Origin of the sequence: Nesterenkonia sp. LB17 (assembly GCF_022565915.1) — a bacterium.
Classification (GTDB): Bacteria; Actinomycetota; Actinomycetes; order Actinomycetales; family Micrococcaceae; genus Nesterenkonia.
Genome location: NZ_JAJOYX010000001.1, coordinates 470,357 through 495,617, shown reverse-complemented (window position 1 = coordinate 495,617; position 25,261 = coordinate 470,357). Strand labels below are relative to the sequence as shown.

Genomic DNA, 25,261 nt, shown 5'->3' with positions numbered 1-25,261 from the left:
GGTCATAATCCTAGTGGCACTCCGCCGGCATCCGCGTTAAGCGCCACGATCACGAAGAACGCGGTGGGCATCGCGAAGACCAGCGAGTCCAGCCGATCCATCACTCCGCCGTGACCTGGGAGGAGTCGAGACATGTCCTTGATGCCGAGCTCGCGTTTGACCATCGACTCGGAGAAGTCGCCCGCGGTGGAGGCGATGACCACGGCGACAGCGAGCACCGCGCCGATGTAGACCGGCTCGTCGAAGATCAGCCAGGAGGCCAGCACCCCGACGCCGGTGGCACCGAGCAGCGAGCCGCCGAAGCCCTCCCAGGACTTCTTCGGACTGATCTTCGGCGCCATCGGGTGCTTGCCGAGGAACACCCCGAAGATGTAGCCGAAGGTGTCGTTCGAGACCACCAGCAGCACGACGACGACGAGGCGCCAGTCACCCTGGTCGAGGTTGAGCAGCAGCACGGCGAAGGACATCATGAACGGCACCCAGCTGGCCACGAAGATCGAGGACAGGATGGAGCGCCCCGGATCCCGGACCTTCCAGAGGGCTGCCGCGACGACGATGGCCAGTCCGGTGGCGATCAGCGCCAGCGTCAGCGCCTCCACCCCGCCGAAGTAGGCGGCGGTGGGCATCGCGACGGCACCGAGGAACAGCGGAATCTTGGGGAGCCGAAGCTGGTGTCCGTTGGGGGTCACGCGCGTCTCGAGCGCGCGGGCCACCTCCCAGACACCCATCGAGAGCAGGATCGTCCAGACCAAGATCAGCATCAGCTCGAAGAAGAAGATCCCGAGCAGTGCGGGCACCAGCAGGACGACGCCGGTGATGATGGCTGCGGGCAGATTCCTCCCAGCTTTGCCCGACATCAGACCTCGAGCAGCTCAGCTTCTTTGCGCTTGCTCATCTCGTCGATCTTCTCGACGTAGGTCTTGGTGAGGCTCTCGAGCTCCTTGGTGCCCCGCTCGCCGTCGTCCTTGCCGACCTCGCCGTCCTTGATGGCCTTCTCGATGATCTCCTTGGACTTGCGCCGGGTGTTGCGCACCGAGACCTTGTGGTCCTCGCCCTTGGACTTGATCAGCTTCACGTACTCCTTGCGGCGCTCCTCGGTGAGGTCCGGGATCGTGATCCGGATCTGTTTGCCGTCGTTCGAGGGGTTGGCGCCGACCTCGGAATCGGAGAGCGCCCGCTCGATGTCGCGCATCGCGGAGACGTCGAAGGGGGTGATCAGGATGGTCTTGGCATCCGGGGTGGCGAAGGAAGCCAGCTGCTGCAGCGGTGTGGCGGAGCCGTAGTAGTCCACCAGCACGCGGGAGTAGATCGCCGGATTGGCTCGGCCGGTGCGCACGGTGCTGAAGTCGACCGAGGTGGCCTCGATGGCTCGTTCGAACTGCTCCTTGGCATCTGCCAGGGTCTCATCAATCACGGGGGTCTCCTTAGGGGATGACGTTGAGGATGGAATTGAGGTTCAGTCTAGTCGGGGCCACCAGGTCAGGGGGTGACCAGCGTGCCGATCTCCTCGCCGAGCAGGGCACGGGTCACGTTGCCCTCCCCCTCCATGCCGAACACGCGCATGTTGAGGTCGTTGTCATTGCACATGGTCATCGCGGTCTGGTCCATGACCCGGATGTTCTTGCGCAGCGCATCGGTGTAGGTCAGGTGATCCAGCTTCTGCGCGTCGGGGGTGGTCTTCGGGTCCGCGGTGTAGACCCCGTCGACCCCGGACTTGGCCATGAGCACCATGTCGGAGTGGGTCTCCAGGGCGCGCTGGGCGCAGACGGTGTCGGTGGAGAAGTAGGGCATGCCCGCGCCGGCGCCGAAGACGACCACCCGGTCCTTCTCCATGTGGCGCACGGCGCGCAGCGGGATGTAGGACTCGGCGACCTGGCCCATGGTGATGGCGGTCTGCACGCGGGTGGGCTGGCCGGCCTGCTCCAGGAAGTCCTGCAGCGCCAGCGCGTTCATCACGGTGCCCAGCATGCCGATGTAGTCGGCGCGGGCCCGGTCCATGCCGGCCCGGGAAAGCTCGGCGCCGCGGAAGAAGTTGCCGCCGCCGACGACGACGGAGACCTCCACCTTGCCCTTGACCGCGGCGATCTGCTCAGCGATCCCGCGGACCGTGGCCGGATCGACTCCCACTGCGCCTCCGCCGAAGACCTCTCCGGAGAGCTTCAGGAGCACTCGGCGGCGGTGTGTCGGTGTCTCTGCGGTCATGGGTGTCCTCCAGGGGATCGTGGGGCGTCGGTGGTGCGGTCTTCCGGGCTGCTGGGACCCGGTGAGGCCGGTGTGGGCACAGAAAAGGGGGTGACCACCTCGTGTGAAGTGGTCACCCCCTTGACGTCTGAACTGTTGAGCTGCGACCAGTCTAGTGGTCAGCCGCCCTCCACTTCAGCTGCGTTGAGTATCAGGCTCCGACGCGGAAGCGAGCCAGACCCTTGGCAGACGTGCCGGCGGACTCGAGGACCTGGGTGACGGTCTTCTTCGGGTCCTTGGCGAACGGCTGGTCGACCAGCACGTTGTCCTTGAAGTACGCGTTGGTGCGACCTTCGATGATCTTGGTCATCGCCTGCTCGGGCTTGTTCTCGGCCCGGGCGGTCTCCTCGGCGATGCGGCGCTCGTCTGCCACGGTCGCTGCGGGGACCTCGTCGCGGGTCAGGAACTGCGGGGACAGCGCGGCGGCGTGCACCGCGATGTCGTGAGCAGCCTCTTTGGCCTGATCCGAGTCGGCGTCGACGGCGAAGAGCACGCCGACCTGAGCCGGAAGGTCCTTGGAGGTCTTGTGCAGGTAGGCGTCCACGAAGGCACCCTCTACCGTGGCAAGACGACGCACGACGACCTTCTCGCCGAGGATCGCACCCTCTTCGGTGACGAAGTCGACGAGCTTCTTGCCCTCGACGTCGGCCTCCAGGAGTGCCTCCACGGTGGTCACGTCGTGGGCGACAGCGGTCTCGAGGACCTTGTCGGCCAGCGCGACGAACTTCGCGGACTTGGCCACGAAGTCGGTCTCGGCGTTGATCTCGACCAGGAAGCCCTTGGTGCCGTTGACGACCTTGGCGGTGACCAGGCCCTCAGCGGCGGAACGGCCTTCGCGCTTGGCGGCACCCTTGAGTCCGCGGATACGGATGGCCTCGAGGGCCTTCTCGGTATCGCCGTCGGTCTCGTCGAGAGCCTTCTTCACGTCCATCATGCCGGCGCCGGTGCGCTCACGCAGGGCCTTGATGTCTGCAGCGGTGTAGTTCGCCATAGAAAAGCAGTTCCTCTCTTTACTTGGCTTCTTCAGCCGGAGCTTCGGTGGACTCGGTGGACTCGGCAGCGGGCGCCTCTGCGGCCGGCTCGGACTGCTCAGCCTTGGCGGGCTCGGCGGCCTCGTCTGACTGCTCGGTCTTGGCTGGCTCTTCGGTCTTGCCGGACTTCTCAGTCTCGGCGGACTTCTCAGTGGCGTGCTGCTCGAGCAGCTCGCGCTCCCACTCGGCCATCGGCTCTGCAGCCGTGCCGGAGCCGCCGCCGCGCTTGGATTCGCGAGCCATGAGGCCATCGGCCACGGCGTCGGCGATCACGCGGGTCAGCAGGTCCACGGACCGGATGGCGTCGTCGTTGCCCGGGATCGGGTAGTGGACGTCATCGGGATCGCAGTTGGTGTCGAGGATGGCGATCACGGGGATGCCGAGCTTCTTGGCCTCATCGACGGCCAGGTGCTCTTTGTTGGTGTCGACGATCCAGACCGCGGAGGGGGTCTTGGTGAGGTTGCGGATACCACCGAGGTTGGACTGCAGCTTGGTGAGCTCGCGGCGCATCAGCAGCAGTTCCTTCTTGGTGTGACCGGAGCCTGCGACGTCGTCGAAGTCGATCTCCTCGAGCTCCTTCATGCGCTGGACGCGCTTGGAGACCGTGGCGAAGTTGGTCAGCATGCCGCCGAGCCAACGGTGGTTGACGTAGGGCTGACCGACGCGGGTGGCCTGCTCGGCGATGGCTTCCTGGCCCTGCTTCTTGGTGCCGACGAAGAGGACGGAGCCGCCGTGGGCGACGGTCTGCTTGACGAACTCGTAGGCAGTGTCGATGTAGGAGAGGGACTGCTGGAGGTCAACGATGTAGATACCGTTGCGCTCGGTGAAGATGAAGCGCTTCATCTTCGGGTTCCAGCGGCGAGTCTGGTGACCGAAGTGGACACCGGAGTCGAGCAGCTGGCGCATGGTGACGACAGGCATGGTATTTCCTTTCAATGCCGGGCTTGGAACATGGAGGACATGCCTCATGCAGCTCCGGCTGGGTTTCTCGGTTGGACAGTGGCCCGGTTCTCTCGGGCTCCTGGCAGAAGAGGGAGGGGACTCGCGTTCTCTCCGCACGGCTGTCCCAGAGTAGAGAACAGCTGTCATGCGGACCGATGAGAAACGCCCCGATCGCTCGGGCAACCTCTGCGCGTAGTCAGCTGATTCAGGCATGCCGAGGCACGAAGAAGTCAACTGCTGGGGTTCAGCTTAGCGGCTCGACGCCGTTTTCCCCAACCGCCACAGGGATCCGCCAGCGCCCTGGATGCTCCACACATCCGCGGACTCGCGGGGATCGGAGTTCGGGGTGGTCGAGGCTGGGTGCATGGGCAGGCGGGGGCGAGGATTCACGGAGGCGAAGGTCGCTGCGCTGAGTGTCGCGCTGCTGATTGTTCTGGGTGGGCTGACGCCGGCCTCGGCGGGGTCATCGGCGGTGGAGCCCTTCTCGGCGGGGCGCTCTTCGCCAACGATGGCACAGGCGCCCTGGCGGCTGCCCGTGGCCGCGGATGAGCTGCGGCCCTTCGCCAGGCCCCCCTCCCCCTGGGGTCCAGGGCACCGCGGGGTTGACCTGGGGCCGTTGAGCGTCGGGGCGACCATCAGGGCTCCGACGGACGGTGAGGTCAGCTTCACGGGCGTGGTGGTGGATCGTCCGGTGCTCTCCATCCGACACGGGAAGGGGTACCTCAGCTCCTTCGAGCCGGTGGAGACCACTCTGGAGGTCGGCGATCGGGTCAGCGCCGGGGATCCGGCGGGGACGCTCGCTGCCAGCTCAGGCCATTGCGATGCACCCTGCCTGCACTGGGGCGTGCGGCTCTATGGGGAGTACATCAACCCGCTGCTGCTCACCGGCGACGTCGAAGCTTCGGTGCTGCTGCCGCTGGGCGACGAGTGATGGTGCCGGTGGAGGGCATCGAACCAGATCTAGTAGGCTCTTGTCCCCCGATCGCCGACCAAGACCCCGAGGAGCACGCGTGGCCCGACGTTCCCAGGAGGAGACGACGAACCGCAGCCACCAGGACGCGAAGAACACCCCTGGGCGCAGCCCGGCATCTGAAGGGGATGCCAGGAAGATCCGACACCTGGTGCAGCGGCCGGAGTTCCTCACCGATCTGCTGCAGATCCTCAAGACCGTGATCGCAGGCACCGGTGCCTGGTGGGTCTCCACCTCGGTGCTGGAATCCGAGCTGGCGTTCCTCGCGCCGTGGACCGCGCTTCTCACCGTCCACGCCACGGTCCATCGTTCGCTCTCCCGCGGCATCCAGACCACCATCGCATCGAGCCTCGGCGTCGGTCTCTCCTTCCTGATCGGCTACTTCCTCGGCGTCAGCCTGTGGACCTTCGCCCTGGCCCTGCTGGTCGGGGTGGTCGCGGCTCGGATCTCCTGGATCCGCGATGAGGGGATCGCGATCGCCACCACCGCGATCTTCGTGCTCGGCAGCGGCTTCGATGATCAAGCGGGGCTCCTCGATGACCGGATCCTCGAAGTCGCCGTCGGTGTGGCCGCCGGCCTGCTGGTCAACCTGCTGATCGTGCCGCCGCTGCGAGACAAGCAGGCCAGCCGCTACGTGGACAGCATCAATGAGCGCATGGGCAGCGTGCTGGTCAGCATCTCCCAGGAGTTCTCCGATTCATGGGACACCGATCAGGCTGAAGCATGGTTCCGGGAGACCGAATCGATGACCGAGGAGCTGAACTCGGCCTGGACCGTGGTGCGCTTCGCCCGTGAATCTCGCCGGGCCAACCCCCGCGCGCGGCAGGGCATTCAGAGCTTCGAGGTCAGCAGCTGGAACTCCGAGCAGGCAAGCTACGAGGAGATCCTCGAACGCGTCGACGAGGGGATCTCCCATCTGCGGCACCTGGCTCGCACCCTGCGAGAGGCGACCTACACCGACGGGGAATGGGACCATCGCTTCCGCGAACAGTGGGCACAGATCGTCGGAGACGCGGGCCGGGCGATCGCAGATCCCGATGCCGAGGTCGCATCCATGCACGACAACCTCAGCTCCCTCTCCACCGAGATGTCAGAGGGCGAGGGACTGCCCGGAGACTCCTGGCCGCTCTACGGCTCCCTGATCTCCAGCGTGCGCCACATCGTCGTCGTCGTCGACGACGTCGCCTCGGCGCGCCAGGCGCGTGAAGCGACATCCGAGAACCCGACCGTCTCGCACTGATCCGCGCGAGACACCCTCCGGGGTCAGCACGAGACAGTCCACCTGGGTCAGCGCCGGGCCGCCCGCCCGTGCCCGGCGAGGCGCTCCCCCAGCGCGACCAGCGCTGAAGCCGAGTCCGCCCAGGAGAACTCCTGGCTTCGCGCCCGGGCCGCGATCGAGGCGCGGGCGAAGGTGGCAGGGTCCTGAAGTCGGCGCACCGCCTGGGCTAGGGCTTCAGCATCCTGCCCGGGGACCACCTGGGTGCCGGCCTCCGCCATCGCCGCTCCCCCGATCTCGCGGAAGATCGGCAGGTCGGAGACCACGCAGGGCGTGCCATGGGCCATCGCCTCCACCACGGGCAGACCGTAGCCCTCCGCCTGGGAGAGCGTCACCAATGCGCTGGCCCGCCGCAGCAGGGTGCGATAGTCGGCGTCGGAGATCCCGTGGTGGAAGACCAGCTGTTCAGGGTCGGCCGCAAGGGTGCGGAGCTGCGCCTCGCGGGCGGCCTGGATCGGGCTGCACAGGTGCAGGGTGTATCCGGGCAGCCGGTTCAGGCCCGCGATGACGGATTCGACGTTCTTGTACCCCATGAAGGACCCCATATAGATGAGCTCCTTCGTCGGCGCCGCGCCCGGTTCGCGGGGGCACTCGACCGCGGGCGGAGCATTGGAGATCAGCTCCACCGGCCTGCGGGTGAGCCGGTGCCGGCGGATCAGCCCGCGGGTGGTCTCGGAGACGGTCGCAACGGCGTCGGCCTGGTTCAGCACCAGCCGCTGAGGCAGATAGGAGAGGTGGTAGGCCCGCCAGCCGAGGCGCACCAGTGCGGGCAGATCCCGCGGCGGGGTGCGGTGTGCGTAATAGATCAGGTCGTGCAGGGTGAGGATCAGCGGGTAGTTCCGGCCCCGTCCCCCCATGGTCTGCATCGGGGAGAACACCACGTCTGGGCGGTGCGGATTGATCTGCCGGGCGACCCAGGGCTCCCGAGCCGAGGTCGGCGAGGAGATCTGCAGATGAGGAAGGGCTGGGAGCAGGTTCAGCTGCTGCGGATCGCTGATCAGCATGGTGACATCGGCCTGTTCGGCGGCCGCCTCCACCAGGGAGGCGGTGAACCTGGAGATGCCGTCGTGGACCTGGGTCCGGGTGTACCGGCAGTCGAAGAAGAGCTTCAGCACATGCCGATTCTGGCACAGCCGTCGACGGGGCGACGGAGTGGACGGCTCTGGCATGATGAGTGTCATGAGCGAGTTGCGTTTCACCGGTGTCAGCGCGGATGTCCAGGGCCACGGCCAGACTCCCGAAACCTCTCGCCAATATTGGACGGAGTCCGCCGACACAGGGGCGCTGCGCGATGTCCCACTCCCGTCGCCCCGCCCCGGCGAGCTGCTGATCGAGACCCTGCACAGCGGCATCTCCCGCGGCACCGAGTCGCTGGTCCACCGCGGCGAGGTGCCCGCGAACATCACCGAAGTCATGCAGGCCCCCTTCCAGCTCGGCGAGCTGCCCTTCCCGGTCTCGCACGGCTATCTCAACGTCGGGGTGGTCCGGCAGGGCAGCGAAGCGCTGATCGGGCGGACGGTCTTCACCCTGGCCGGGCACCGCGAACATGTCGTCGTCCCCGAGTCCGCCGCCCACGTGCTCCCCGAAGACTGCCCCCCGCAGCGGGCGCTGCTCGCCGGGATCGGCGAGGTGGGACTCAACGGCCTCTGGGAGGGGCCCGTGATGGTCGGCGACCGGGTCGCCGTCGTCGGCGGCGGTCTGATCGGGCTGACCACGGCGCTGCTGGCCTCGAAGACGGCGCTGCAGCGTCTGCAGGTCGTGGAGATCGACGCCGAGCGGCGAGCCTTCATCGAATCCCTGGGCCTGGACGCCGTCACCCCCGAGGAGGCTGGACTCGACAACGATGTGGTCCTGCACAGCTCGGCCAGCTCCTCAGGGCTCGCCACCGCACTGCGTCTGGCCGGTGACGACGCCGTGGTCGTGGAGCAGTCCTGGTACGGCACCGGAGATCAGCAGATCCCGCTGGGTGCCGACTTCCATGCCCGCCGGCTTCGCATCGTCGCGACCCAGGTCGGTCAGGTGTCCGGCCCACGGCGGATGCGCCGCACCCGCGGCCAGCGTCTCGCCACGGCCTTAGGCCTGCTCGACTCCCGCTTCGACATGCTGATCAGCGGGCACTCGCCGCTGGCCGAGCTGCCTGCCGTGATGCAGGACGTCGCCACCGGTGCGCCCTGGACCCGGGAGCAGATCCTGCACGTGATCGATCACCCGCTCGCCGCGCACTACGCCTTCGGGTGAGGCTCGCGCAGCGACGATTCCCATCCACCACCACCACCTAGGAGAGCCATGAGCCGATTCCGCCTGACCGTCGATGACCACATCATGATCGCGCACAGCCTGAAGGACCCGTTCTTCGGACCGGCGCAGAACCTCCATGGCGCCACGCTGAGCATCGAGGCCAGCTTCTTCCGCGAGAGCCTCAACGAGTACGGCGTGGTCCTGGACATCGGGGCCGCCACCGAGCTGCTCGCCGCCACGCTGGAGCCGCTGCGCTATAAGAACCTCGACGAGGTGACCGAGCTCGCCGAGAAGTTCACCACCACCGAGGTGATCATCGAGCACATCGCCGAGAAGCTGGTCGCGGGACTCCCCGCCGACCATGGGCTCACGGCGCTGGAGGTGCAGGCCGAGGAGCACCCCCGGGCCCGCGCGTCGGTCAGGGTTCAGCTCTGAGCGGGCAGGCTCGGTAGTATGTCGGAGTGTCCTCGCGACTCGACTCTTCATCGTGCGCGCGGACCCGAGGGGCGTTAGCTCAGTTGGTTAGAGCAGAGGACTCATAATCCTTTTGTCCTGGGTTCAAGTCCCAGACGCCCTACCGTCGAAAGTCAGGTTCAGGCGGGCTGCGTCTGCTGACGAGCCACCGTGACCTCTGTCACACGTTCCGGCCGGGCACACGCTTGAACTAGGGTCGGGTCATGGGACGTCTACCTGCGATATCTGCCGGAATCCTCACCTCTCTGCTGCTCGTCAGCTGCGCCGAACCCTCCACGGAGCAAGCCGGCGACGGTGCTGAGACCGGCACCGACGCGGCAGACTCTCAATCCACAGACCCTGAATCACCAGACGCCGAATCACCGAACTCTGAAGCACCCGACGCGGACCCGAGCCCCGACTCTGACGCTGCGCCGTTCAGCATCGAAGAGCAGGGCAGCTATGACGCCCCCTGGGCGCTGGAGTTCCTGCCCGGGACCGAGCAGATGCTCATCACCAGCAGATACGGCGAGCTGTTCCTGCGCAGCGCGGACGGCTCTGCCGCGCCGGAGGACTCTGCGGACGCCGATGACATCAGCGTGAGCGGCCTGCCCGAGGACATCGTCGTCGAGGGTCAGGGCGGCCTGGGCGACGTCGTCGCCGCCCCAGACTTCGACGACAGTCAGCGCGTCTACCTGAGCTGGATCAACGCCTCGGAGGCGGGCACCGGTGCCGTCGTCGGACACGCGCAGCTGGTGGACTCCGGGGACACTGCGACGCTTGAGGACCTCACGGTGATCTGGGAGCAGGACCCCAAGACCTCCGGCGCAGGGCATTTCTCGCACCGCCTCGCGTTCAGCCCGGACGGAGAGCACCTCTTCGTCACCTCCGGGGACCGTCAGCAGCTCGACCCGGCGCAGGATCTCTCCAGCGGCCTGGGCAAGGTGATGCGTCTGACCCCCGAGGGCGAACCGGCTCCGGAGAACCCCTTCACCGAGGACGGGGACGTCACCGAGGAGATCTGGACCTATGGTCACCGCAATCCGCTGGGCATCGACTTCGACGCCGACGGGGAGCTCTGGATCTCCGAGATGGGCCCCGAGGGCGGCGACGAGCTGAACCTGCTAGAGGCGGGCGAGAACTACGGGTGGCCCGAGGCTTCCAACGGCTCCCAGTACGGCGGCGCAGAGATCCCGGACCACACCGAGGGGGACGGCTTCGCGGCCCCCGCCGCCTGGTGGACCCCCTCCATCTCCCCCGGCAGCCTGATGATCTACCAGGGTGAGATGTTCCAGGACTGGACCGGCAGCGCCTTCATGGGGGCGCTCTCGGGTGAAGCCCTGGTCCGCGTGGAGCTCGACGGCGATCAGGCCGGGGAGGAAGAGATCTGGGACATGGGGGCCAGGATCCGCGACGTGGAGCAGGCCCCCGACGGGAGCATCTGGATCATCGAAGACGGCGACGGCGCCGAACTGCTGCGCCTGACCCCGGCGGAGTGACCTCGGCACAGTGACCTCGCCAGCGGACGCGACGGCAGAGACGCGACGGCAGAGACGCAGGCCTCCGCTACTGCGGGTGCTTGCTCTCGATCCAGTCCGCGCCGCGGTAGAGCTTCTCGAAGGCGTTCATCGTGGTGTTGAGGCTGTGCCGGCCCGCCCGCTCCCGACTGCGCTCCCCCATCGCGGTGCGCTGTTCCGGGCTCATCGTGAACAGCTGCTCCAACCGTGCCGCCAGATGTGCGGAGTTCCCGGGCTCGAAGAGGTAGCCGTTGACCCCCTCCTCCACCAGGTGCGGCAGCGCCAGAGCGTCGGCGAGCACCACGGGAAGCCCGGCTGACATGGCTTCCAGGGAGACCAGCGACTGCAGCTCAGCGGTCCCGGGCTGGCAGAAGACATCGGCTTCGAGGTAGGCGCGGCGCAGCGCGTCCTCGTCGACATGGCCGCGCATCCGCACTCGATCGTCCAGGCCCAGCTCCTGGATCTGTGCGGCGAGACGATCGCGCTGCTCGCCGTCGCCGACGATGTCCAGTCCGATCCCCAGCCCCGGATCGGTCTTGCCGATCGCGTCGATGAGCACATCCACGTTCTTCTCCACGGCCAGACGGCCCACGAAGAGCACCGTGGGCCTCTCGGGCGGGGTCAGCACCTCACCGCGACGCAGCCGGTAGTTCTCGACGTCGATCCCGTTGGAGAGCGGGAGCACCTTCTTGAATCCTGCCCGCTCCATCATGGTCCGCGCCGCCAGCGGGGTCGGGGTGGTCACCACGGCGGCCTTGCCCATCAGCTTGCCCATGTCCCGCCAGGAGTTCTTCGCCACGATCCGGCGGAACCAGGCAGGGAAGGGCAGGAACGGGTCCAGGTTCTCGGGCATGAAGTGATTGGTCGCGATGGTGCGCAGACCGCGTTCGGCGGCGGCATCGATCGCAGCCTTGCCGATCATGTAGTGGCACTGGACATGGACGACGTCGGGCTGCAGCTCGTCCATCAGCCGCCCCATGGCGGGCTCCACCAGCCAGGGCAGGCAGAGCCGGATGTACTCGTGGGTCGGGGCCTTGAATGACCGGAACCGGTGCACGGTGGCCTCGTCGGTGTGTTCGACCATGTCAGGGCCGCGGCTGGTCCTCGCGGCAGCGATGTGGACCTCATGACCGCGGGCCGCCATGTTCTTCGCCAGCCGGTGGCTGAAGACCGCCGCGCCGTTGACGTCGGGCGGGTACGTGTCGGCGGCGATCAGGATCCTGAGCTTCCCACCGGGGTGCTCATCGGGGTTCACCTCAGGCATCTCTGCGGGCTTCTCTGCGGGCTCCCCGGCAGACTTCTCCCCCGGCTCATCACGGCGAGCATCGGCGGGCACGTGGTTCATCATCAGGCGGTCGAATCCTCCTCGGTGTCCGGGCGGGCCTGTGCGCCGCGCAGCCGCGCCGCCTCGCGGCGGGCCTTGATGAAGTAGTCGATTGAAGCAATGATATGCATCGCCGCGCCGAGCGCCAGCAGCACGAAGGCGATGTCAGGAATGAGGCCCTCGCGCAGCATCCCGGTGGAACCCAGCAGGGCCAGCGGCAGCCCGATCAGCAGGCACGCGGTGCGCAGCTTGCCCAGCAGCGTGACCTTCAGCGGAGGCGGTCCCTTGAAGAGCAGATAGGTGTTGACCGAGAGGATCAGGTCGGGGATGACCACGGCGAGCACGACCCAGATCGGCACGATGCCGAAGGTGGCCAGGGTGGCGCTGACGGTGATCAGTGCGAGCCGGTCCGCCAACGGATCCAGCCACTGGCCCACCGTGGACATCTGATCGAAGCGTCGGGCGATGTACCCGTCGATCCAGTCAGTGCTGGAGAGGACGACCAGCACCCAGAACGCAGCCATGTACTGGTCCTGCGCCACGAGCCAGACGAACACGGGGATCAGCAGGGCCCGCAGCACGGTCACGATGTTAGGCGCGGTCCAGAACGTCTCGCGCATGGTGTACTCGAAACCATCCTGGGTTCCGGCACCGATCAGTCTCACCGGGGCAGTTTATTTCTTCACAAGCTCGCGGAGGAAGACTGCACCTGCAGCAGCAGAACCGGCGACGACGGCGAGCGGCTTCCACCGCGCAGCCACGAACTCTCCGGCAGCGTGTGCGCCCGACTCCTGGCCTGCGGCGGCGGGGACGCCCTCGATCTTGGGCTCGGCGGCGGGTGGGACGCGTACCGGCTCACCGGCGGCACCGAGGGTCTTCGGCTTGGGTCCGACCCGGTCGGAGGAGCCGCGGTCGGCCTTGGGCTTCGGTTTGGAACCGCCGCGGGCCTTGGAGCCGATGCTCTCGGCCTTGTCCTTGACGTTCTCAGCCCGGTCCTTGACGCTCTCGGCGATGGTTCGGGTGCTGGAGGTGATCTGGTCCTGAAGCGAGGCCAGGTGATCGCGGCGCAGGCCGGTGCGGCGAAGCAGCTCGCTGTAGGTGGGAGGTGTCGGGGAACCGGCGCCGGGAGTCTTCGCGTCCTTCTTCGCCTGTTCGGCCGCCTGACGCTTGGACTCTTCCTTCTGCCGACGCTTCTCGGAATCCGCCTGATCCAGGCTCTGCGGATCGAAGCGGGTGCCTTCGCGGGCCACTCCGAGATCGAGGCGGAAGCCGCGGATGGCGTCTTCGGGCAGCAGCGGCAGCGTCTTGCGGAACTTGAGCAGCCCGATGAGCGCGAAGATCAGCGCGATCAGCAAGAAGATGCCGGCCACGATGAGCGCGGCGGCCCAGAGTTCAAAGATCAGCGCGAACGCGGCCACGGCGGCGACGATGAGCGCCACCACGAGGAAGGTGAGAAAGACGACGCCGACGACCATGAGGGCCACGGCGATGCCCGCGGCCACACCTTTGGTCTTCATCTGGCCGATGGCCAGCTGGATCTCGTCGTTGATCTGCTTGGGGCCGAGTCGCAGTACGACCTTGATCACATCGAGCAGCGACGTACGGGGCGCCGTGCCCTTTGTGCGGCCGGTTCCGGGCTGAGACAAGACTGCGCCTCCATAAGAGAGATGGTGCTCGAGGGTGGGTGTTCAGTTCACTACAAACTACCACCTATACGATTGAGAACATGGCTGACCAGTACGATTTCGAAGAGCTCTATGCCAACACCTACACCGAGGCTGACCAGCGGGCGTACGAGAGCCAGCCCACCTCGGAGAAACGTTTTGTGATCGCCTGGCTCCTGACACTTCTCATGGGGCCCGCAGGGGCGCATCGGTGGTATCTGAACCGCCCGGTGACGGCGTCGCTGATGGTGCTGGTGAGCATCGCCGCCGTCGCGCTGATGGTCTCAGGATTCGCGAATCTCGGGCTGCTCTGCATCACGATCATCTTCACCTGGACGCTGATCGACCTGATCATGCTGCTCGCCGGGTCCATGCGTGACCGTGCGGACCTGCGACTGGCCGGGCACCGCGAGCGGGCTGGCGTGTGCTCGGCGATCACGATGCTGCTGCTGGCGGTCGGCCTGGTCTTCGCCCTGGTGGTCGGCACCAGTTCAGGGGTGGCGGGCTGAGCCGACGCGGGATGGGCGGAGTCGTCGTTCCTGGTCTCCCTGGCTCGCTGCTCCGCTCTGCGGACCCCGCTCAGTCCTCGATCCGCCCCACCGGGGTGCGCTTCTCGGCCTGGAACTGGTCCTCGATCCGGCCGTTCGCCCAGTATGCGGAGAGTGACATCGCCTTGCGCTCCAGCCCCTTCTGATCCACCAGCATGCGGCGGATCCGCTTCATCTGGGCCCGCTCGCCGTGCACGAAGACCTGCACATCACCTTCCGGGATGGCCAGCTCCTCCAGGTACTCCGCGAGCATCGTGGTCTCCGGGCTGAAGTCGGCCTCGCGGTGCAGCCAGACCAGGTCCATCCCTGCGGGGACATCCAGCGGCTGGCGCTCGGCCGCGTCACGGACCTCGACGACGGCGACCCCGCGCGCGTCCTCAGCCATCGATTCAAGCGCCGAGGCGATCGCGGGCAGCGCGGCCTCGTCACCGGCCAGCAGGTGCCATTCAGCCTCCCCGCGCGGAGCGTAGCCGCTCCCGGGCCCGAAGAAGCTGATCTGCTCCCCGATCTGCGCGTTCTTCGCCCAGACTCCGGCGCGGCCCTCCTCGCCGTGGACCACGAAATCCACCCAGATCTGCGAGTTCTCATGGTCGACGTGGCGGATGGTGTAGGTCCGGGTCGCCGGCATCTGTTCGGTGCGCAGCTGTTCGCGCAGCGCGTCCATGTCATAGGGGCGGCTGAGGTCCAGACCCTCGGGCAGCTGCGCGGCCTCCGCGGCGCTCTGCGGAAGGAAGAGCAGCTTGATGTACTGGTCCGTGGCAGGCGACTCCCCCACGGACTTGAACTCGATCGCCTCGAACCCGGGTCCGCCCAGGACCAGCCGGATCATGTGCGGACTGAGCTGCTTCTTGGCCTCGACGGCCAGGACGTGCTGGATGCGCGTTTTCTTTGACTTGGACACCCCGGCACTCTAATCGAACCGGGTGACCCGGCGGAGGTGAGCCTCAGCTGCGGGGGCCTGTATTGCGACAGAAGCCCGTGCTCGAATCGTTGTCCAATCCGTCGAAAAAGTTGAGTGCATCATGCTCAACTTGGGAATATACTGGGTGTGGGTTCCACAGGAACCGACGCCGCAAGGCACTGACCCAGTCCTATAGAGCGATGAGCATAAGGAGCTGATTGCCGTTATGAACAACTCTCTGACCCGTCTGGACCCCTTCGCCCTGATCGACGATGTCTTCCGCAGCATGCGGACTCCCTCGATGGATGCGGCCCAGCGCCAGGCCGGCTTCGTGCCCGCCGTGGATGCCCATCGCGAGGGTGAGGACCTGGTCCTGCGCGCCGACCTCCCCGGCATCGACCCGGACAAGGACGTCGCGGTCGAACTGACCGGACGCACGCTGACCGTGTCCGGGGAGCGTCGCAGCGAGACCGAGGCCGAGGGTCTGCGCGAGGTGCGCTACGGGTCCTTCTCCCGCACCATCACCCTGCCGGGCGAGGTCTCCAGTGACGCGATCTCCGCGACCTACGAGTCAGGCGTGCTCACGGTCCGCGTGACCGGGGTCTACGCCACCGAGGAGCCGCGCAAGATCCAGGTCACCTCCACCGAGCGCGAGAAGAACCTCGAATCCTGATCCCTCCCTCTTCTCGCTGAGAGGCGGATCCTCCGGCCAGTCTGGGCTTCCCGGCCCGTCAGGCACCCGGAGAATCCGCCCCTCGACGGAGGAGAAGAGCTAGAAGACGATCGTGGTGCTGCCGTTGCGGATGACCCGGTCTTCGCAGTGCCACTTCACCGCGCGGGAGAGCACGGCGCGTTCGACGTCGGCGCCGAAGCGGGTGAGCTGGGCCACGTCGTCGCTGTGCGAGACCCGGATGACGTCCTGCTCGATGATCGGACCCTCGTCGAGGTCCTTGGTCACGTAATGGGCAGTGGCGCCGATGAGCTTCACTCCGCGGTCAGCGGCCTTCTGGTACGGGCCGGCGCCGATGAAGGCGGGCAGGAAGCTGTGGTGGATGTTGATCACCGGAGCCCCGACATGTTCGAGGAAGTCCTCGGAGATGATCTGCATGTACCGGGCGAGCACGATCATGTCGACGTTGCCCTTCAGCAGCTCCAGGTGCCGGGCCTCGGCCGCAGCCTTGTCCCCGTTGATCACCGGCACGTGGAAATACGGGATCCCGAAGGGCCGCACATCTTCGGCGAGGTCGGCGTGGTTGGAGATGACCATGACGATGTCCATCGGGATCTCACCGCGGCGGTGCCGCCAGAGCAGATCCAGCAGGCAGTGGTCGGTCTTGGACGCGAAGATCGCCACCCGCTTGGGCTGATCTGCCGCTGCCAGCGAGTAGTCCATGGAGAAGCGATCAGCAAGCTTCGTCTGGATGGCCTGCTCCACCGCGGGCTTCGCTGCGGCGAGTCCGGGCAGGTGGAACACGGTGCGTTGGAAGAATCGGCCGTCCTCCACGCCGGTGGAGTACTGGTCCAGGCTGATGATGTTGCCGCCGACCTCGGCGATCAGCTCCGAGACCGCCGCCACGATCCCTGGCTGGTCCGGGCAGGAGATGATCAGCCGGGCGATGTCGTGGGTCTTCGTCTCAGGGGCGCTCATCAAGTCTCCGAATCAGGTTCACCAGGTCAGGGCGGCGGGACAGCCTTGCATCATCGAAGCGGCCCCGTCACGGACAGCGTCGCACGAAGCACACTATGACATGAAAAACGCCCCCACCCGTGAGGGCGAGGGCGAATCTGCTCCCCCAGTTGGATTCGAACCAACAACCGCTCGATTAACAGTCGAGTGCTCTGCCGTTGAGCTATGGAGGATTGCGACTACGAAAGTCTAACAGGGGTTCCTGGTCGCTGTGAAATCGCTGTGGAATCATAGATCCGTGACGCCTGTATCTCTCGACACCCCAGCGACTGCCCCTGCCCCGCGGTTCAATGCTCTCACGGTCTTCACCGGTTCCGCCTCCGGAGCTGATCTCGACTACACCGAAGAGGTCCGCCGGCTCGGCACCGCGCTGGCCGGGGCCGGCATCGGCGTGGTCTACGGCGGCGGGAAGGTCGGCCTGATGGGGCAGATCGCCGATGCGGCCCTGGAGGCCGGCGGCGAGGTCCACGGGATCATCCCCGAGGTGCTGATCGGACGCGAGGTGGGACATCATGGGCTGACCTCGTTGGAGATCGTGCCCGACATGCATACCCGGAAGTCCCGGATGGTGGACCTCGGTGATGGCTTCATCGCGCTGCCCGGCGGCATGGGAACGCTGGAGGAGTTCTTCGAGGTGTGGACCTGGCAGTACCTGGGTCTGCACGCCAAGCCGGTGGGGCTCTACAACGTCAAGGGATTCTGGGATCCGCTGTTGGCCATGGTGGACCATATGGTCGATGAGGGCTTCATGTCCGCCTGGCGCCGCGCGGCACTGGTGATCAGCACCGATCCGCAGGACCTGATCGCGAAGCTGCGAGCCTGGACGCCTCCCGCCGGACGCTGAGGCTCAGCCGTCGGGCAGCCGGGCGTCAATCCAGCTCGGTGTCCAGCCAGCGGCCCAGCACCACGGTGTCCTGGTCGGTGTAGCCCAGCGCCCGGTAGAAGTCCTGGACGCCTGCGTTCTCCTGCCGGACCATGAGCATCAGCTTGGGCACCCCGCGCCCGCGCAGCCAGTCCTCGGCCCCGGCCAGGAGCGCCTTGCCGAGCCCCTGGTCCTGATGCCTTTGGTCGACGGCGAGATAGTAGATCCAGCCGCGGTGACCGTCCTGGCCGACCATCACCGTGCCGGCCAGCTCCCCCGCGGCGTCGAGCGCTGCGAGCACCGTGGACTCTTCTCCGGTGAGGGCCCGCCGGCAGTCCTCAAGCGGGTCGTTCCAGGGCCGGGTGAGCCCGGCCTGCTGCCAGAGCCCGACGGCGGCATCGAGCAGTTCTTCGGGGAGCTCGGTGACGCGCAGGTCGGTCACGTCTTCCCTGCTATCTCTGCACCGGGCGGATGGAGATGCTCTCCACCATGGAGGCGTCCTCCATGTCCACCACGGTGCGCGCCGCCTCGGCGATCGCCTGCGGGGAGATGTAGATGCCCCCGTCGTAGTCCTCGTTGCCCATGGACTCCTGCAGGGCGACCTGCATGTCGGTGTCCACCCGGCCTGGGTGGATCGAGGTGACCCTGACCCGGCCCCGCTCCTCCTCGCGCAGCGCGTCGGTGAGCGCACGCAGCGCGAACTTGGTCCCGGAGTAGAGCGAGCTTCCGGGTCCGGCGGTGAATCCTGCCCCGGAGTTGATGCTCAGCACCTGTCCGGTGGATTCGCGCAGCAGCGGCAGCGCGGCGCGGGTCAGCTCCGCGACGGCGAAGACGTTGACGGTGAACATCTCCTGGAACTGCGTCGGAGAGGTCTCCGCGACCGGGTTCATCCAGGCGAGTCCGGCCGAGTGGACGAGCACGTCGAGTCGGGCGAGCCCGGCGGCCTGCAGCGCGGGGGCGATCGCGTCGAGGTCGGTCAGGTCCAGCAGGAACGGTTCGGCGCTGGGCAGGGTCTGCACCACGGCGTCCACGGTCTCGGGGTTCGTCCCGCCGACCAGGATGTGGTGGTCCCGGCCGAGCTCGGCGGCGATGGCCTTGCCGATCCCGCGGGAAGCCCCGGTGATCAGGGCGACTGGACGAGTGCTGGCGGTCTGCTGTTGGGTCATGAAATCAGCTTAGAGGATCCGCTCCGAGGGCTGCCGTGGCGGCGCAGCAGCTCAGCCGTCCAGACCCACGCAGCTCAGCCGTCCAGCAGCCAGCGGTGCAGCGCGGTGTGGCAGTCGCGCAGCGCCTGCGCGGTGACGTGTTCATCGTCGGAATGTGCCAGCAGCGGGTCTCCGGGGCCGAAGTTCACCGCCGGGACGCCCCTGGCCGAGAACCGTGCCACATCGGTCCAGCCGTACTTGGGCATCGGCTCTCCGCCCACGGCGTCGATGAACGCCTTGGCCGCGGGATGGTCCAGCCCTGGCCGCGCGGCCGCGGAGCTGTCGGTCACCTTCTGCTGAGCCGCGCCTATTCCGGCCTCGGCGAGGACCTCACGGACATGGGTGTGGGCCTGCTCCTCGGTCTTGTCCGGGGCGAACCGGTAGTTGATCTCCACCACGGTGGAGTCCGGGATGACGTTTCCGGCCACCCCGCCGCGGATCCGCACCGCGTTGAGCCCCTCTCGGTAGTCCAGGCCCTCCACCGTGATGGTCTGTGGCGCGTACTCGCTCAAGACCCGGAGCAGCCCGGCGGTGCCGTGGATCGCGTTCTCCCCCATCCAGGCCCGCCCGGAGTGCGCGGCGACCCCGGGGATGGTCACCTCGAAGCGGCAGGTGCCGTTGCAGCCGCCCTCGACCACGCCGTGGGTGGGTTCCAGCAGCACCGCGAAATCGCCGTCCAGCAGCTCCGGCACGCGGTTCAGCACCCGTCCGAGACCGGACTTGCTGGCCTCGACCTCTTCGTGGTCGTAGAAGACCCAGGTGATGTCGCGGTCCAGGGAGCCTCCCGCGGCCAGGCGCGCCGCGACGTCGTCGGCGAGCTTCAGCTGCACCGCCACACCGCCCTTCATGTCTGTGGCGCCGCGGCCGTAGAGCACGTCTACACCCTCGGTCTGCTCCCAGCGCGGCGGGACGGTGCCGCGGGAGCCCGGAGTGGTCGGCAGCGGCACGGTGTCCAGGTGCCCGGCGAGGATGATCCGCTGCGCCGCTCCGGTCTCGGTGCGCGCGATGATCGTGTCGCCGTCGCGATGCACGCGCAAGCCCGGCAGGTCTTGAAGCGCGGCCTCTACGGCGTCGGTCAGGGCCGTCTCGTCGCCGGAGACGGATTCGCAGCCGATGATCGCCTCGGTGAGCGCGGCGACGTCGCCGGAGAGCAGTCCACGGATATCCATCCGCCCAGCCTAGGCGAACGCCCCCGCGCATGGGACCCGCAACAGGACGCTCCTGGGCTCCAGCGCCGGAAAAAGTAGGATGGTGCCATGAGCACTGACATTCGAACCGCATCCGGCCATGGCCTCGCCACGGTGACCACCGACGGCACCGTCCTGGACACCTGGTTCCCGCGCCCTGTGATGGCCCCCCTGTCCGAGAACGACGACGCCGAGCTGATCGCCGCCCTGCAGGCCGCGACCGGCGAGGATCCTGACCGCGGGGTCACCACCCAGGTGGTCTCCGTGGAGTCCGCCCTCGACTCCGAGGCGAGCTCCGCCTCCGACGTGTGGCTGCGCCTGCACCTGCTCTCCCACCGGCTGGTCAAACCGCGCACCATCAACCTCGACGGCATCTTCGGTCACCTGAGCAACGTGGTCTGGACCAACTTCGGGCCCTGCGCGGTCGCCGACTTCGAGACCACCCGGCTGAAGCTGCGCTCCCGCGGACACGTCAGCGTGCACTCGATCGACAAGTTCCCCCGCCTGGTGGACTACGTGACCCCCTCCGGTGTGCGCATCGGCGACGCGGACCGGGTGCGCCTGGGCGCGCACCTGGCCGAGGGCACCACCGTGATGCACGAGGGCTTCGTGAACTTCAACGCCGGCACGCTGGGCACCTCCATGGTGGAGGGCCGCATCTCCGCCGGGGTCGTGGTCGGCGACGGCACCGACATCGGCGGCGGCGCGTCCATCATGGGCACCCTCTCCGGGGGCGGCAGGGAGAAGATCACCCTGGGTGAGCGCGTGCTGCTGGGCGCGAACTCCGGTGTGGGCATCTCGGTCGGCGATGACTGCGTCATCGAGGCCGGGCTCTACGTCACCGCCGGCACCAAGATCTCGGTGCTCGCCGATGACCGCACCGTCATGGACACGGTGAAGGCCTCGGCACTCTCCGGCGTGCCGAACCTGCTCTTCCGCCGCGACTCCGTCACCGGCGCGGTCCAGGCAGTGCCTCGCAAGGGCCAGAAGGTCGAGCTCAACGCTGCCCTGCACCGCAACTGAGCCGACACCGGGTCGACGCCGAGTCGACCCAGAGCTGAAAGGTCTGGATGAGTCCCCGCGCTGATCGCCCCATCACCGTCACCCGCACCGTGCACCGACGCCGTCGTCGGGTCAAGGCCGTCGCGGCCATCACCGTGGTCGCGGCCGCCGTCGGCGCGACCGGCTACGGGGCCTGGCAGCTGATCGAGGAGAACGAGTATCTCCTCGATGAACGTTGCTCCGTCACGGTCGGCGAGATGGAGCACCGGCTCACCCCGGCGCAGACCTACTCGGCTGCGCAGCTCGCCGCCGCGGCCGCGGAGCTGGAGCTGCCGGTTCAGGCCGCCACCGACGCGATCGCGATCTCGCTGCAGGAGACGAACCTGGACAACCGGGCAGAACCTGGGGAGGAAGACGCCGAGGAGACGGAGAACGGCGACGAGGCGGAGGCTGCTGATTCCGAGCAGGGGCAGGCTCCGCCGTCGCCGGTGCTCTTCGCCGACGGCGGACCGCAGTGGGACGCGGTGAAAGCCACCAGCTCCACCCCGATCACCTCCGAAGACTTCTACGCCCGGCTGATCGACAGCCGCGACGGCGAGGGCGAGGGTGAGGGTGCATGGTCGCCCGACCTGGGACTCGAGGAGGTCGCCGAGGCGCTGGGCCGACCGCAGAACCCGACGTTCTACCCGCAGCACGAGGAGCTGGCCCGGGCCTTCGCCCGACCGCTGACCGGCCTGCAGCCCATGGTGATGACGTGTCAGCTGAGCCAGCTCGAAGTCCCCGGTCCGGACGCCGAGGGGCTGCGCGGTGAGCTCCAGGGCTCGCTGTCCGGGATGCTCGGCGCCGAGGCGGCGGCCGTGGAAGGCTCCGGCGAATCAGCCGTGGTGCGGATCTCGGTCAGCGCTGTCCAAGACGAGGCCGGGGCCACCGAAGATGATGCAGACGACGCTGCCGAGGACCCAGCGACCGAGCACAGCGAGCCGGAATGGCTGGTGGCGCAGTGGGCCGTGGCCTCCGCGGAGACCTACGGGGTCCAGTCGGTGCACGCCGGCGCCTACGAGTGGCACCGCGATTCGGGCCGCTGGGAGCGCGCGGAGACGGTCAGCGAGGACGCCGTGGTCATCGGCTTCTCCCGCCGCTGACCCCTTAACCGCGTTGAGCGGCGGATTCTCCGACCGGTTGAGGCCGAAAAGGCGCTCAGATGGTCGGAGAATCCGCCGCTCGACGACGGGAGGGAGGGTCAGACTCCGGGGTAGTGGCGCTCGGGCTCGCCGATGTAGATCTGGCGGGGCCGTCCGATCTTGGTGGACGGATCCTCGATCATCTCGCGCCACTGGGCGATCCAGCCGGGAAGCCGGCCCAGCGCGAAGAGCACGGTGAACATCTTCTCCGGGAAGCCCATCGCCTTGTAGATCAGGCCGGTGTAGAAGTCCACGTTCGGGTAGAGCTTGCGCTCGATGAAGTAGTCATCCTCCAGCGCCTTCTGCTCCAGGCGCTGGGCGATGTCGAAGAGCTCGTCGTCGCCGCCGAGCTTGGCCAGCAGATCATCGGCGATGCCCTTGACCACGCGGGCGCGCGGGTCGTAGTTCTTGTAGACCCGGTGGCCGAAGCCCATGAGCCGGACGCCGTCTTCCTTGTTCTTGACCTTCTCCATGAAGGCCTCGGGGCTGACGTCGCCGGACTGGATCTGGCGCAGCATGCCCAGCACGGCCTCGTTGGCGCCGCCGTGGGCGGGGCCGTAGAGGGCGTTGATGCCGGCGGAGACCGAGGCGAAGAGGTTCGCCTGCGAGGAGCCGACCAGGCGCACGGTGGAGGTGGAGCAGTTCTGCTCGTGGTCCGCGTGCAGGATCAACAGCGTGTCCAGGGCCTTGACGATGGTGGGGTCCAGCTCGAACTGCTCGGCAGGCACGCCGAAGCAGCCGCGAAGCAGGTTCTCGACCAGGGTCAGGTTGTTGTCCGGGTAGAGCATCGGCTGGCCGATGGACTTCTTGTAGGCGTAGGCCGCGATGGTGGGGACCTTCGCGAGCATCCGGTAGGTGGAGCGCTCCACGTGATCCTTGTTGAAGGGATCCAGCGAGTCCGGGTAATAGGTGGACAGCGCCGAGACCGCGGAGGAGAGCACCGGCATCGGATGCGCGTCACGGGGGAAGCCGCCGAAGAAGTCGCGCAGCTCCTCGTGCAGCAGGGTGTGCCGACGGGTGACGGTGTCGAAATCGGTGAGCTGCTGCTGGGTGGGCAGCTCGCCGTAGATCAGCAGGTAGGAGACCTCGAGGAAGCTGGACTTCTCGGCCAGCTGCTCGATGGGGTAGCCGCGGTAGCGCAGGATCCCTTCATCGCCATCGATGTAGGTGATCGCAGACTGCGCGTTCGCAGTGTTCATGAAGCCGGGGTCATAGGTGACAGCGCCGGTGGTCTTCAGCAGCGGTGCGATACCGAGACCGACATTGCCCTCCACGGACGAATGCACGGGTAGTTCCAGATCTCCCCCCTGATAATTCAGGCGGGCAGAAGACTGCTCAGTCATGGGTCTCCTTATCAGACACACTAGGGGGACATCATGACAAACCTACCGCTTGGTCACGGTCGGTTGCCAGTTGTGTCATGGTTCACGCCTCGGGGTGTGCCTTTCGCGGGCCCGGGCCCGAGAGCCCGGCTCAGCCCGTGAGCCGGTTCGCCGCGGCGGCGATGCGCTCATCCGTGGCTGTCAGCGCCACCCGGATGTACCCGTTGCCCTGTTCGCCGTAGAACACACCGGGGCCGACGACGATCCCGCGCTGCGCCATCTGATCCACCAGCGCCCAGGTGTGCTCCGCCGTGGCGGCGGAGGGGTCTGACTCCGCCGCGCGGCACCACAGGTACAGACCGGCGACGGATTCTTCGATCTGCAGGCCGGAGGCCTGCAGCGCCGGCACCATCAGCGCACGACGCCGGCGGTAGAGCTCGCGCTGGGCCTGCACGTGGGCGTCGTCGTTCAGCGCCACGGCAAGTGCGGCCTGGATCGGGGCGGGCACGATCATTCCAGCGTGCTTGCGAGTGTTGATCAGCCCACTGATCAGCTCCGGGCAGCCCGCGGCGAAGGCGGCGCGGTAGCCGGCGAGGTTGGACTGCTTCGACGCCGAGTAGACCGCGAGCAGTCCCCGGTGGTCGGCCCTGCCGGTCTCCGGATCGGTCCCGCAGACCCGCGGGTCCAGGACCGAGGGGACGTCGTCGTCCTCGACCTCCCAGGGGAGTTCGGCGTAGCACTCGTCAGAGGCGACCACTGCACCGATGCGGCGGGCGAGCAGGACCACCTCGCGCATCCAGTCGACTCCGGCGACCGCTCCGGTGGGGTTCGAGGGTGAGTTGATCCAGATCAGCTTTACCCGCTGCAGGGTCTCCTCGTCGAGGCTGAGCGGATCATCGGTGGCCAGCGGGGTGGCTCCGGCGATCTGCGCGCCGATGTCATAGGTCGGATAGGCCACCAGCGGGCGGAGCACGACGTCGGCGACTCCGGCTCCCGCGCGGGCACCGAGTCCCAGCAGGGTGGGCAGCCAGGCCACGAGCTCCTTGGAGCCCACCGTGGGAAGGATGTTCTCCGGGTCCAGCCCGGTGACCCCCCGGCGGCGCGCGAACCAGCCGGAGATCGCCTCGCGCAGCGCGAGCGTGCCATGGGTCGTGGGGTACCCGGGGGCGTCGGCGGCCGCGGTGAGCGCCGCCTGGATCACCGCAGGGGTGGGATCCACGGGGGTGCCGATGGAGAGGTTGACGACTCCCTCGGGGTGCTGCCGAGCCTGTTCCAGGTAGGGAGCCATCGCATCCCAGGGGTACTCAGGAAGGGTGAGCATGGAGGCCTCCGCTGGGGTGAGTGGTCAGGGCTGCTGGGTCACTGCTGCTGCGGGGGCAGGGCCGCGACGATCTCGTGGTCTTTGGGGATCAGCCCGACCTTCGCCGCGCCGCCGGGGGAACCGACCTCGTCGAAGAACTCCACATTGGCGCGGTAGTACTCCGACCACTGCGACGGGGTGTCGTCCTCGTAATAGATGGCCTCCACCGGGCAGACCGGCTCGCAGGCGCCGCAGTCCACGCATTCGTCGGGGTGGATGTAGAGCATCCGGTCCCCCTCATAGATGCAGTCCACCGGACATTCATCGATGCAGGCCTTGTCCTTCAGATCCACGCAAGGAAGGGCAATGATGTACGTCATGGACTCCTCTGTCTTTCTACGAGTGCGTAA

At 67.4% G+C, this 25,261-nt stretch carries 27 protein-coding genes and 2 tRNA genes; 11 read left to right on the top strand and 18 right to left on the bottom strand.

From position 1 onward, the window contains the following. Positions 1–2: 2 nt before the first annotated feature. The 5 genes from LTH96_RS02215 to rpsB form a co-directional block, all read right to left on the bottom strand. Positions 3–857, bottom strand: a complete 855-nt coding sequence (locus LTH96_RS02215; RefSeq protein ID WP_241464054.1) for a phosphatidate cytidylyltransferase — start codon at positions 855–857, stop codon at positions 3–5. Beyond that, on the bottom strand, positions 857–1,414 hold the full coding sequence (gene frr, locus LTH96_RS02210) for a ribosome recycling factor (RefSeq protein WP_241464052.1): 558 nt from the start codon (positions 1,412–1,414) through the stop codon (positions 857–859). Before frr ends, LTH96_RS02215 begins: the two co-directional genes overlap by 1 nt. A gap of 65 nt (positions 1,415–1,479) precedes the next feature. Next, positions 1,480–2,202 (bottom strand): UMP kinase, encoded by a 723-nt coding sequence (gene pyrH / locus LTH96_RS02205; protein ID WP_241464050.1) that lies wholly within the window; start codon positions 2,200–2,202, stop codon positions 1,480–1,482. A gap of 190 nt (positions 2,203–2,392) precedes the next feature. Next, a complete protein-coding gene (tsf, locus tag LTH96_RS02200) occupies positions 2,393–3,232 on the bottom strand; it encodes a translation elongation factor Ts (RefSeq protein ID WP_241464049.1) in 840 nt (279 codons plus the stop codon). A 19-nt stretch (positions 3,233–3,251) separates the two neighbouring features. Then, positions 3,252–4,193 (bottom strand): 30S ribosomal protein S2, encoded by a 942-nt coding sequence (gene rpsB / locus LTH96_RS02195; RefSeq protein ID WP_241464047.1) that lies wholly within the window; start codon positions 4,191–4,193, stop codon positions 3,252–3,254. Between the two features lie 529 nt (positions 4,194–4,722). On the opposite strand from rpsB, the gene LTH96_RS02190 reads away from it, so the two are divergent. Beyond that, complete coding sequence (locus LTH96_RS02190) at positions 4,723–5,145, top strand: M23 family metallopeptidase (RefSeq protein WP_241464045.1); 423 nt, start codon at positions 4,723–4,725, stop codon at positions 5,143–5,145. Between the two features lie 79 nt (positions 5,146–5,224). Then, the gene (locus tag LTH96_RS02185; RefSeq protein ID WP_241464043.1) at positions 5,225–6,424 is read left to right on the top strand and encodes an aromatic acid exporter family protein; all 1,200 of its coding nucleotides are present in this window, start codon (positions 5,225–5,227) and stop codon (positions 6,422–6,424) included. A 47-nt stretch (positions 6,425–6,471) separates the two neighbouring features. Here LTH96_RS02185 and LTH96_RS02180 read toward each other — a convergent pair whose 3' ends face one another. Then, positions 6,472–7,572, bottom strand: coding sequence for a glycosyltransferase family 1 protein (locus LTH96_RS02180; protein WP_241464436.1), 1,101 nt, complete (start codon positions 7,570–7,572; stop codon positions 6,472–6,474). A gap of 67 nt (positions 7,573–7,639) precedes the next feature. On the opposite strand from LTH96_RS02180, the gene LTH96_RS02175 reads away from it, so the two are divergent. From LTH96_RS02175 to LTH96_RS02160, 4 genes are all read left to right on the top strand, one after another. Further along, positions 7,640–8,698 carry a zinc-binding alcohol dehydrogenase gene (locus LTH96_RS02175; protein ID WP_241464041.1) on the top strand — a complete coding sequence of 353 codons (1,059 nt, stop codon included), beginning with the start codon at positions 7,640–7,642 and terminating at the stop codon, positions 8,696–8,698. Between the two features lie 48 nt (positions 8,699–8,746). Continuing rightward, positions 8,747–9,133 (top strand): 6-carboxytetrahydropterin synthase, encoded by a 387-nt coding sequence (locus tag LTH96_RS02170; protein ID WP_241464040.1) that lies wholly within the window; start codon positions 8,747–8,749, stop codon positions 9,131–9,133. Between the two features lie 68 nt (positions 9,134–9,201). Further along, positions 9,202–9,275 (top strand) — tRNA-Ile (locus LTH96_RS02165). A gap of 100 nt (positions 9,276–9,375) precedes the next feature. Further along, on the top strand, positions 9,376–10,650 hold the full coding sequence (locus LTH96_RS02160; protein WP_241464039.1) for a PQQ-dependent sugar dehydrogenase: 1,275 nt from the start codon (positions 9,376–9,378) through the stop codon (positions 10,648–10,650). A gap of 67 nt (positions 10,651–10,717) precedes the next feature. Here LTH96_RS02160 and LTH96_RS02155 read toward each other — a convergent pair whose 3' ends face one another. The 3 genes from LTH96_RS02155 to LTH96_RS02145 form a co-directional block, all read right to left on the bottom strand. Next, a complete protein-coding gene (locus LTH96_RS02155) occupies positions 10,718–11,932 on the bottom strand; it encodes a glycosyltransferase (RefSeq protein ID WP_241464435.1) in 1,215 nt (404 codons plus the stop codon). Positions 11,933–12,015: 83 nt separating this feature from the next. After that, complete coding sequence (locus tag LTH96_RS02150; RefSeq protein ID WP_241464037.1) at positions 12,016–12,657, bottom strand: CDP-alcohol phosphatidyltransferase family protein; 642 nt, start codon at positions 12,655–12,657, stop codon at positions 12,016–12,018. A 9-nt stretch (positions 12,658–12,666) separates the two neighbouring features. After that, entirely contained in the window at positions 12,667–13,638 is a 972-nt protein-coding gene (locus LTH96_RS02145; protein ID WP_241464035.1) for a phage holin family protein, read from the bottom strand. Between the two features lie 80 nt (positions 13,639–13,718). On the opposite strand from LTH96_RS02145, the gene LTH96_RS02140 reads away from it, so the two are divergent. After that, positions 13,719–14,165, top strand: a complete 447-nt coding sequence (locus LTH96_RS02140; protein ID WP_241464033.1) for a TM2 domain-containing protein — start codon at positions 13,719–13,721, stop codon at positions 14,163–14,165. Between the two features lie 70 nt (positions 14,166–14,235). Here LTH96_RS02140 and LTH96_RS02135 read toward each other — a convergent pair whose 3' ends face one another. Then, positions 14,236–15,105 carry a siderophore-interacting protein gene (locus LTH96_RS02135; protein WP_241464032.1) on the bottom strand — a complete coding sequence of 290 codons (870 nt, stop codon included), beginning with the start codon at positions 15,103–15,105 and terminating at the stop codon, positions 14,236–14,238. Between the two features lie 226 nt (positions 15,106–15,331). On the opposite strand from LTH96_RS02135, the gene LTH96_RS02130 reads away from it, so the two are divergent. Next, the gene (locus LTH96_RS02130) at positions 15,332–15,778 is read left to right on the top strand and encodes an Hsp20/alpha crystallin family protein (RefSeq protein ID WP_241464030.1); all 447 of its coding nucleotides are present in this window, start codon (positions 15,332–15,334) and stop codon (positions 15,776–15,778) included. Positions 15,779–15,877: 99 nt separating this feature from the next. On the opposite strand, the gene purU is transcribed toward LTH96_RS02130, so the two are convergent. Together purU and LTH96_RS02120 are read right to left on the bottom strand one after the other, a co-directional pair. Further along, positions 15,878–16,753 (bottom strand): formyltetrahydrofolate deformylase, encoded by an 876-nt coding sequence (gene purU / locus LTH96_RS02125; RefSeq protein WP_241464028.1) that lies wholly within the window; start codon positions 16,751–16,753, stop codon positions 15,878–15,880. 140 nt (positions 16,754–16,893) lie between these two features. After that, positions 16,894–16,965 (bottom strand) — tRNA-Asn (locus LTH96_RS02120). Positions 16,966–17,030: 65 nt separating this feature from the next. Between LTH96_RS02120 and LTH96_RS02115 the strand changes: the two genes are divergently transcribed. Beyond that, positions 17,031–17,636: a TIGR00730 family Rossman fold protein gene (locus LTH96_RS02115; protein ID WP_241464026.1), complete on the top strand. Its 606-nt coding sequence runs from the start codon at positions 17,031–17,033 to the stop codon at positions 17,634–17,636. A 25-nt stretch (positions 17,637–17,661) separates the two neighbouring features. Here the strand turns inward: LTH96_RS02115 and LTH96_RS02110 are convergent, their stop codons facing one another. The 3 genes from LTH96_RS02110 to dapE all read right to left on the bottom strand — a co-directional run bounded on the left by LTH96_RS02110 (position 17,662) and on the right by dapE (position 20,028). Next, positions 17,662–18,096 carry a GNAT family acetyltransferase gene (locus tag LTH96_RS02110; protein WP_241464025.1) on the bottom strand — a complete coding sequence of 145 codons (435 nt, stop codon included), beginning with the start codon at positions 18,094–18,096 and terminating at the stop codon, positions 17,662–17,664. Positions 18,097–18,106: 10 nt separating this feature from the next. Continuing rightward, positions 18,107–18,820: an SDR family oxidoreductase gene (locus tag LTH96_RS02105; RefSeq protein ID WP_241464023.1), complete on the bottom strand. Its 714-nt coding sequence runs from the start codon at positions 18,818–18,820 to the stop codon at positions 18,107–18,109. Positions 18,821–18,894: 74 nt separating this feature from the next. Beyond that, positions 18,895–20,028 (bottom strand): succinyl-diaminopimelate desuccinylase, encoded by a 1,134-nt coding sequence (dapE, locus tag LTH96_RS02100; RefSeq protein WP_241464021.1) that lies wholly within the window; start codon positions 20,026–20,028, stop codon positions 18,895–18,897. Positions 20,029–20,115: 87 nt separating this feature from the next. On the opposite strand from dapE, the gene dapD reads away from it, so the two are divergent. Together dapD and LTH96_RS02090 are read left to right on the top strand one after the other, a co-directional pair. Beyond that, positions 20,116–21,069, top strand: coding sequence for a 2,3,4,5-tetrahydropyridine-2,6-dicarboxylate N-succinyltransferase (gene dapD / locus LTH96_RS02095; protein WP_241464020.1), 954 nt, complete (start codon positions 20,116–20,118; stop codon positions 21,067–21,069). Positions 21,070–21,116: 47 nt separating this feature from the next. Continuing rightward, on the top strand, positions 21,117–22,190 hold the full coding sequence (locus LTH96_RS02090; RefSeq protein ID WP_241464019.1) for a hypothetical protein: 1,074 nt from the start codon (positions 21,117–21,119) through the stop codon (positions 22,188–22,190). A 98-nt stretch (positions 22,191–22,288) separates the two neighbouring features. Here the strand turns inward: LTH96_RS02090 and LTH96_RS02085 are convergent, their stop codons facing one another. The 3 genes from LTH96_RS02085 to fdxA form a co-directional block, all read right to left on the bottom strand. After that, positions 22,289–23,572 (bottom strand): citrate synthase, encoded by a 1,284-nt coding sequence (locus LTH96_RS02085; RefSeq protein ID WP_241464017.1) that lies wholly within the window; start codon positions 23,570–23,572, stop codon positions 22,289–22,291. Between the two features lie 130 nt (positions 23,573–23,702). After that, the gene (gene dapC / locus LTH96_RS02080; protein ID WP_241464016.1) at positions 23,703–24,872 is read right to left on the bottom strand and encodes a succinyldiaminopimelate transaminase; all 1,170 of its coding nucleotides are present in this window, start codon (positions 24,870–24,872) and stop codon (positions 23,703–23,705) included. 38 nt (positions 24,873–24,910) lie between these two features. Continuing rightward, positions 24,911–25,231, bottom strand: a complete 321-nt coding sequence (fdxA, locus tag LTH96_RS02075) for a ferredoxin (RefSeq protein WP_036474056.1) — start codon at positions 25,229–25,231, stop codon at positions 24,911–24,913. Positions 25,232–25,261: the final 30 nt, after the last annotated feature.

Bases quoted from the DNA above. Each gene is read 5' to 3' on its own strand.
- dapE (WP_241464021.1), bottom strand. From the start codon at position 20,028: ATGGATATCCGTGGACTGCTCTCCGGCGACGTCGCCGCGCTCACCGAG.
- tsf (WP_241464049.1), bottom strand. From the start codon at position 3,232: ATGGCGAACTACACCGCTGCAGACATCAAGGCCCTGCGTGAGCGCACC.
- LTH96_RS02090 (WP_241464019.1), top strand. From the start codon at position 21,117: ATGAGTCCCCGCGCTGATCGCCCCATCACCGTCACCCGCACCGTGCAC.
- fdxA (WP_036474056.1), bottom strand. From the start codon at position 25,231: ATGACGTACATCATTGCCCTTCCTTGCGTGGATCTGAAGGACAAGGCC.
- dapD (WP_241464020.1), top strand. From the start codon at position 20,116: ATGAGCACTGACATTCGAACCGCATCCGGCCATGGCCTCGCCACGGTG.
- LTH96_RS02105 (WP_241464023.1), bottom strand. From the start codon at position 18,820: ATGACCCAACAGCAGACCGCCAGCACTCGTCCAGTCGCCCTGATCACC.
- pyrH (WP_241464050.1), bottom strand. From the start codon at position 2,202: ATGACCGCAGAGACACCGACACACCGCCGCCGAGTGCTCCTGAAGCTC.
- dapC (WP_241464016.1), bottom strand. From the start codon at position 24,872: ATGCTCACCCTTCCTGAGTACCCCTGGGATGCGATGGCTCCCTACCTG.
- LTH96_RS02190 (WP_241464045.1), top strand. From the start codon at position 4,723: ATGGCACAGGCGCCCTGGCGGCTGCCCGTGGCCGCGGATGAGCTGCGG.
- LTH96_RS02170 (WP_241464040.1), top strand. From the start codon at position 8,747: ATGAGCCGATTCCGCCTGACCGTCGATGACCACATCATGATCGCGCAC.
- LTH96_RS02155 (WP_241464435.1), bottom strand. From the start codon at position 11,932: ATGCCTGAGGTGAACCCCGATGAGCACCCCGGTGGGAAGCTCAGGATC.
- LTH96_RS02215 (WP_241464054.1), bottom strand. From the start codon at position 857: ATGTCGGGCAAAGCTGGGAGGAATCTGCCCGCAGCCATCATCACCGGC.
- LTH96_RS02175 (WP_241464041.1), top strand. From the start codon at position 7,640: ATGAGCGAGTTGCGTTTCACCGGTGTCAGCGCGGATGTCCAGGGCCAC.
- LTH96_RS02140 (WP_241464033.1), top strand. From the start codon at position 13,719: ATGGCTGACCAGTACGATTTCGAAGAGCTCTATGCCAACACCTACACC.
- LTH96_RS02085 (WP_241464017.1), bottom strand. From the start codon at position 23,572: ATGACTGAGCAGTCTTCTGCCCGCCTGAATTATCAGGGGGGAGATCTG.
- LTH96_RS02160 (WP_241464039.1), top strand. From the start codon at position 9,376: ATGGGACGTCTACCTGCGATATCTGCCGGAATCCTCACCTCTCTGCTG.
- LTH96_RS02130 (WP_241464030.1), top strand. From the start codon at position 15,332: ATGAACAACTCTCTGACCCGTCTGGACCCCTTCGCCCTGATCGACGAT.
- rpsB (WP_241464047.1), bottom strand. From the start codon at position 4,193: ATGCCTGTCGTCACCATGCGCCAGCTGCTCGACTCCGGTGTCCACTTC.
- purU (WP_241464028.1), bottom strand. From the start codon at position 16,753: ATGAGCGCCCCTGAGACGAAGACCCACGACATCGCCCGGCTGATCATC.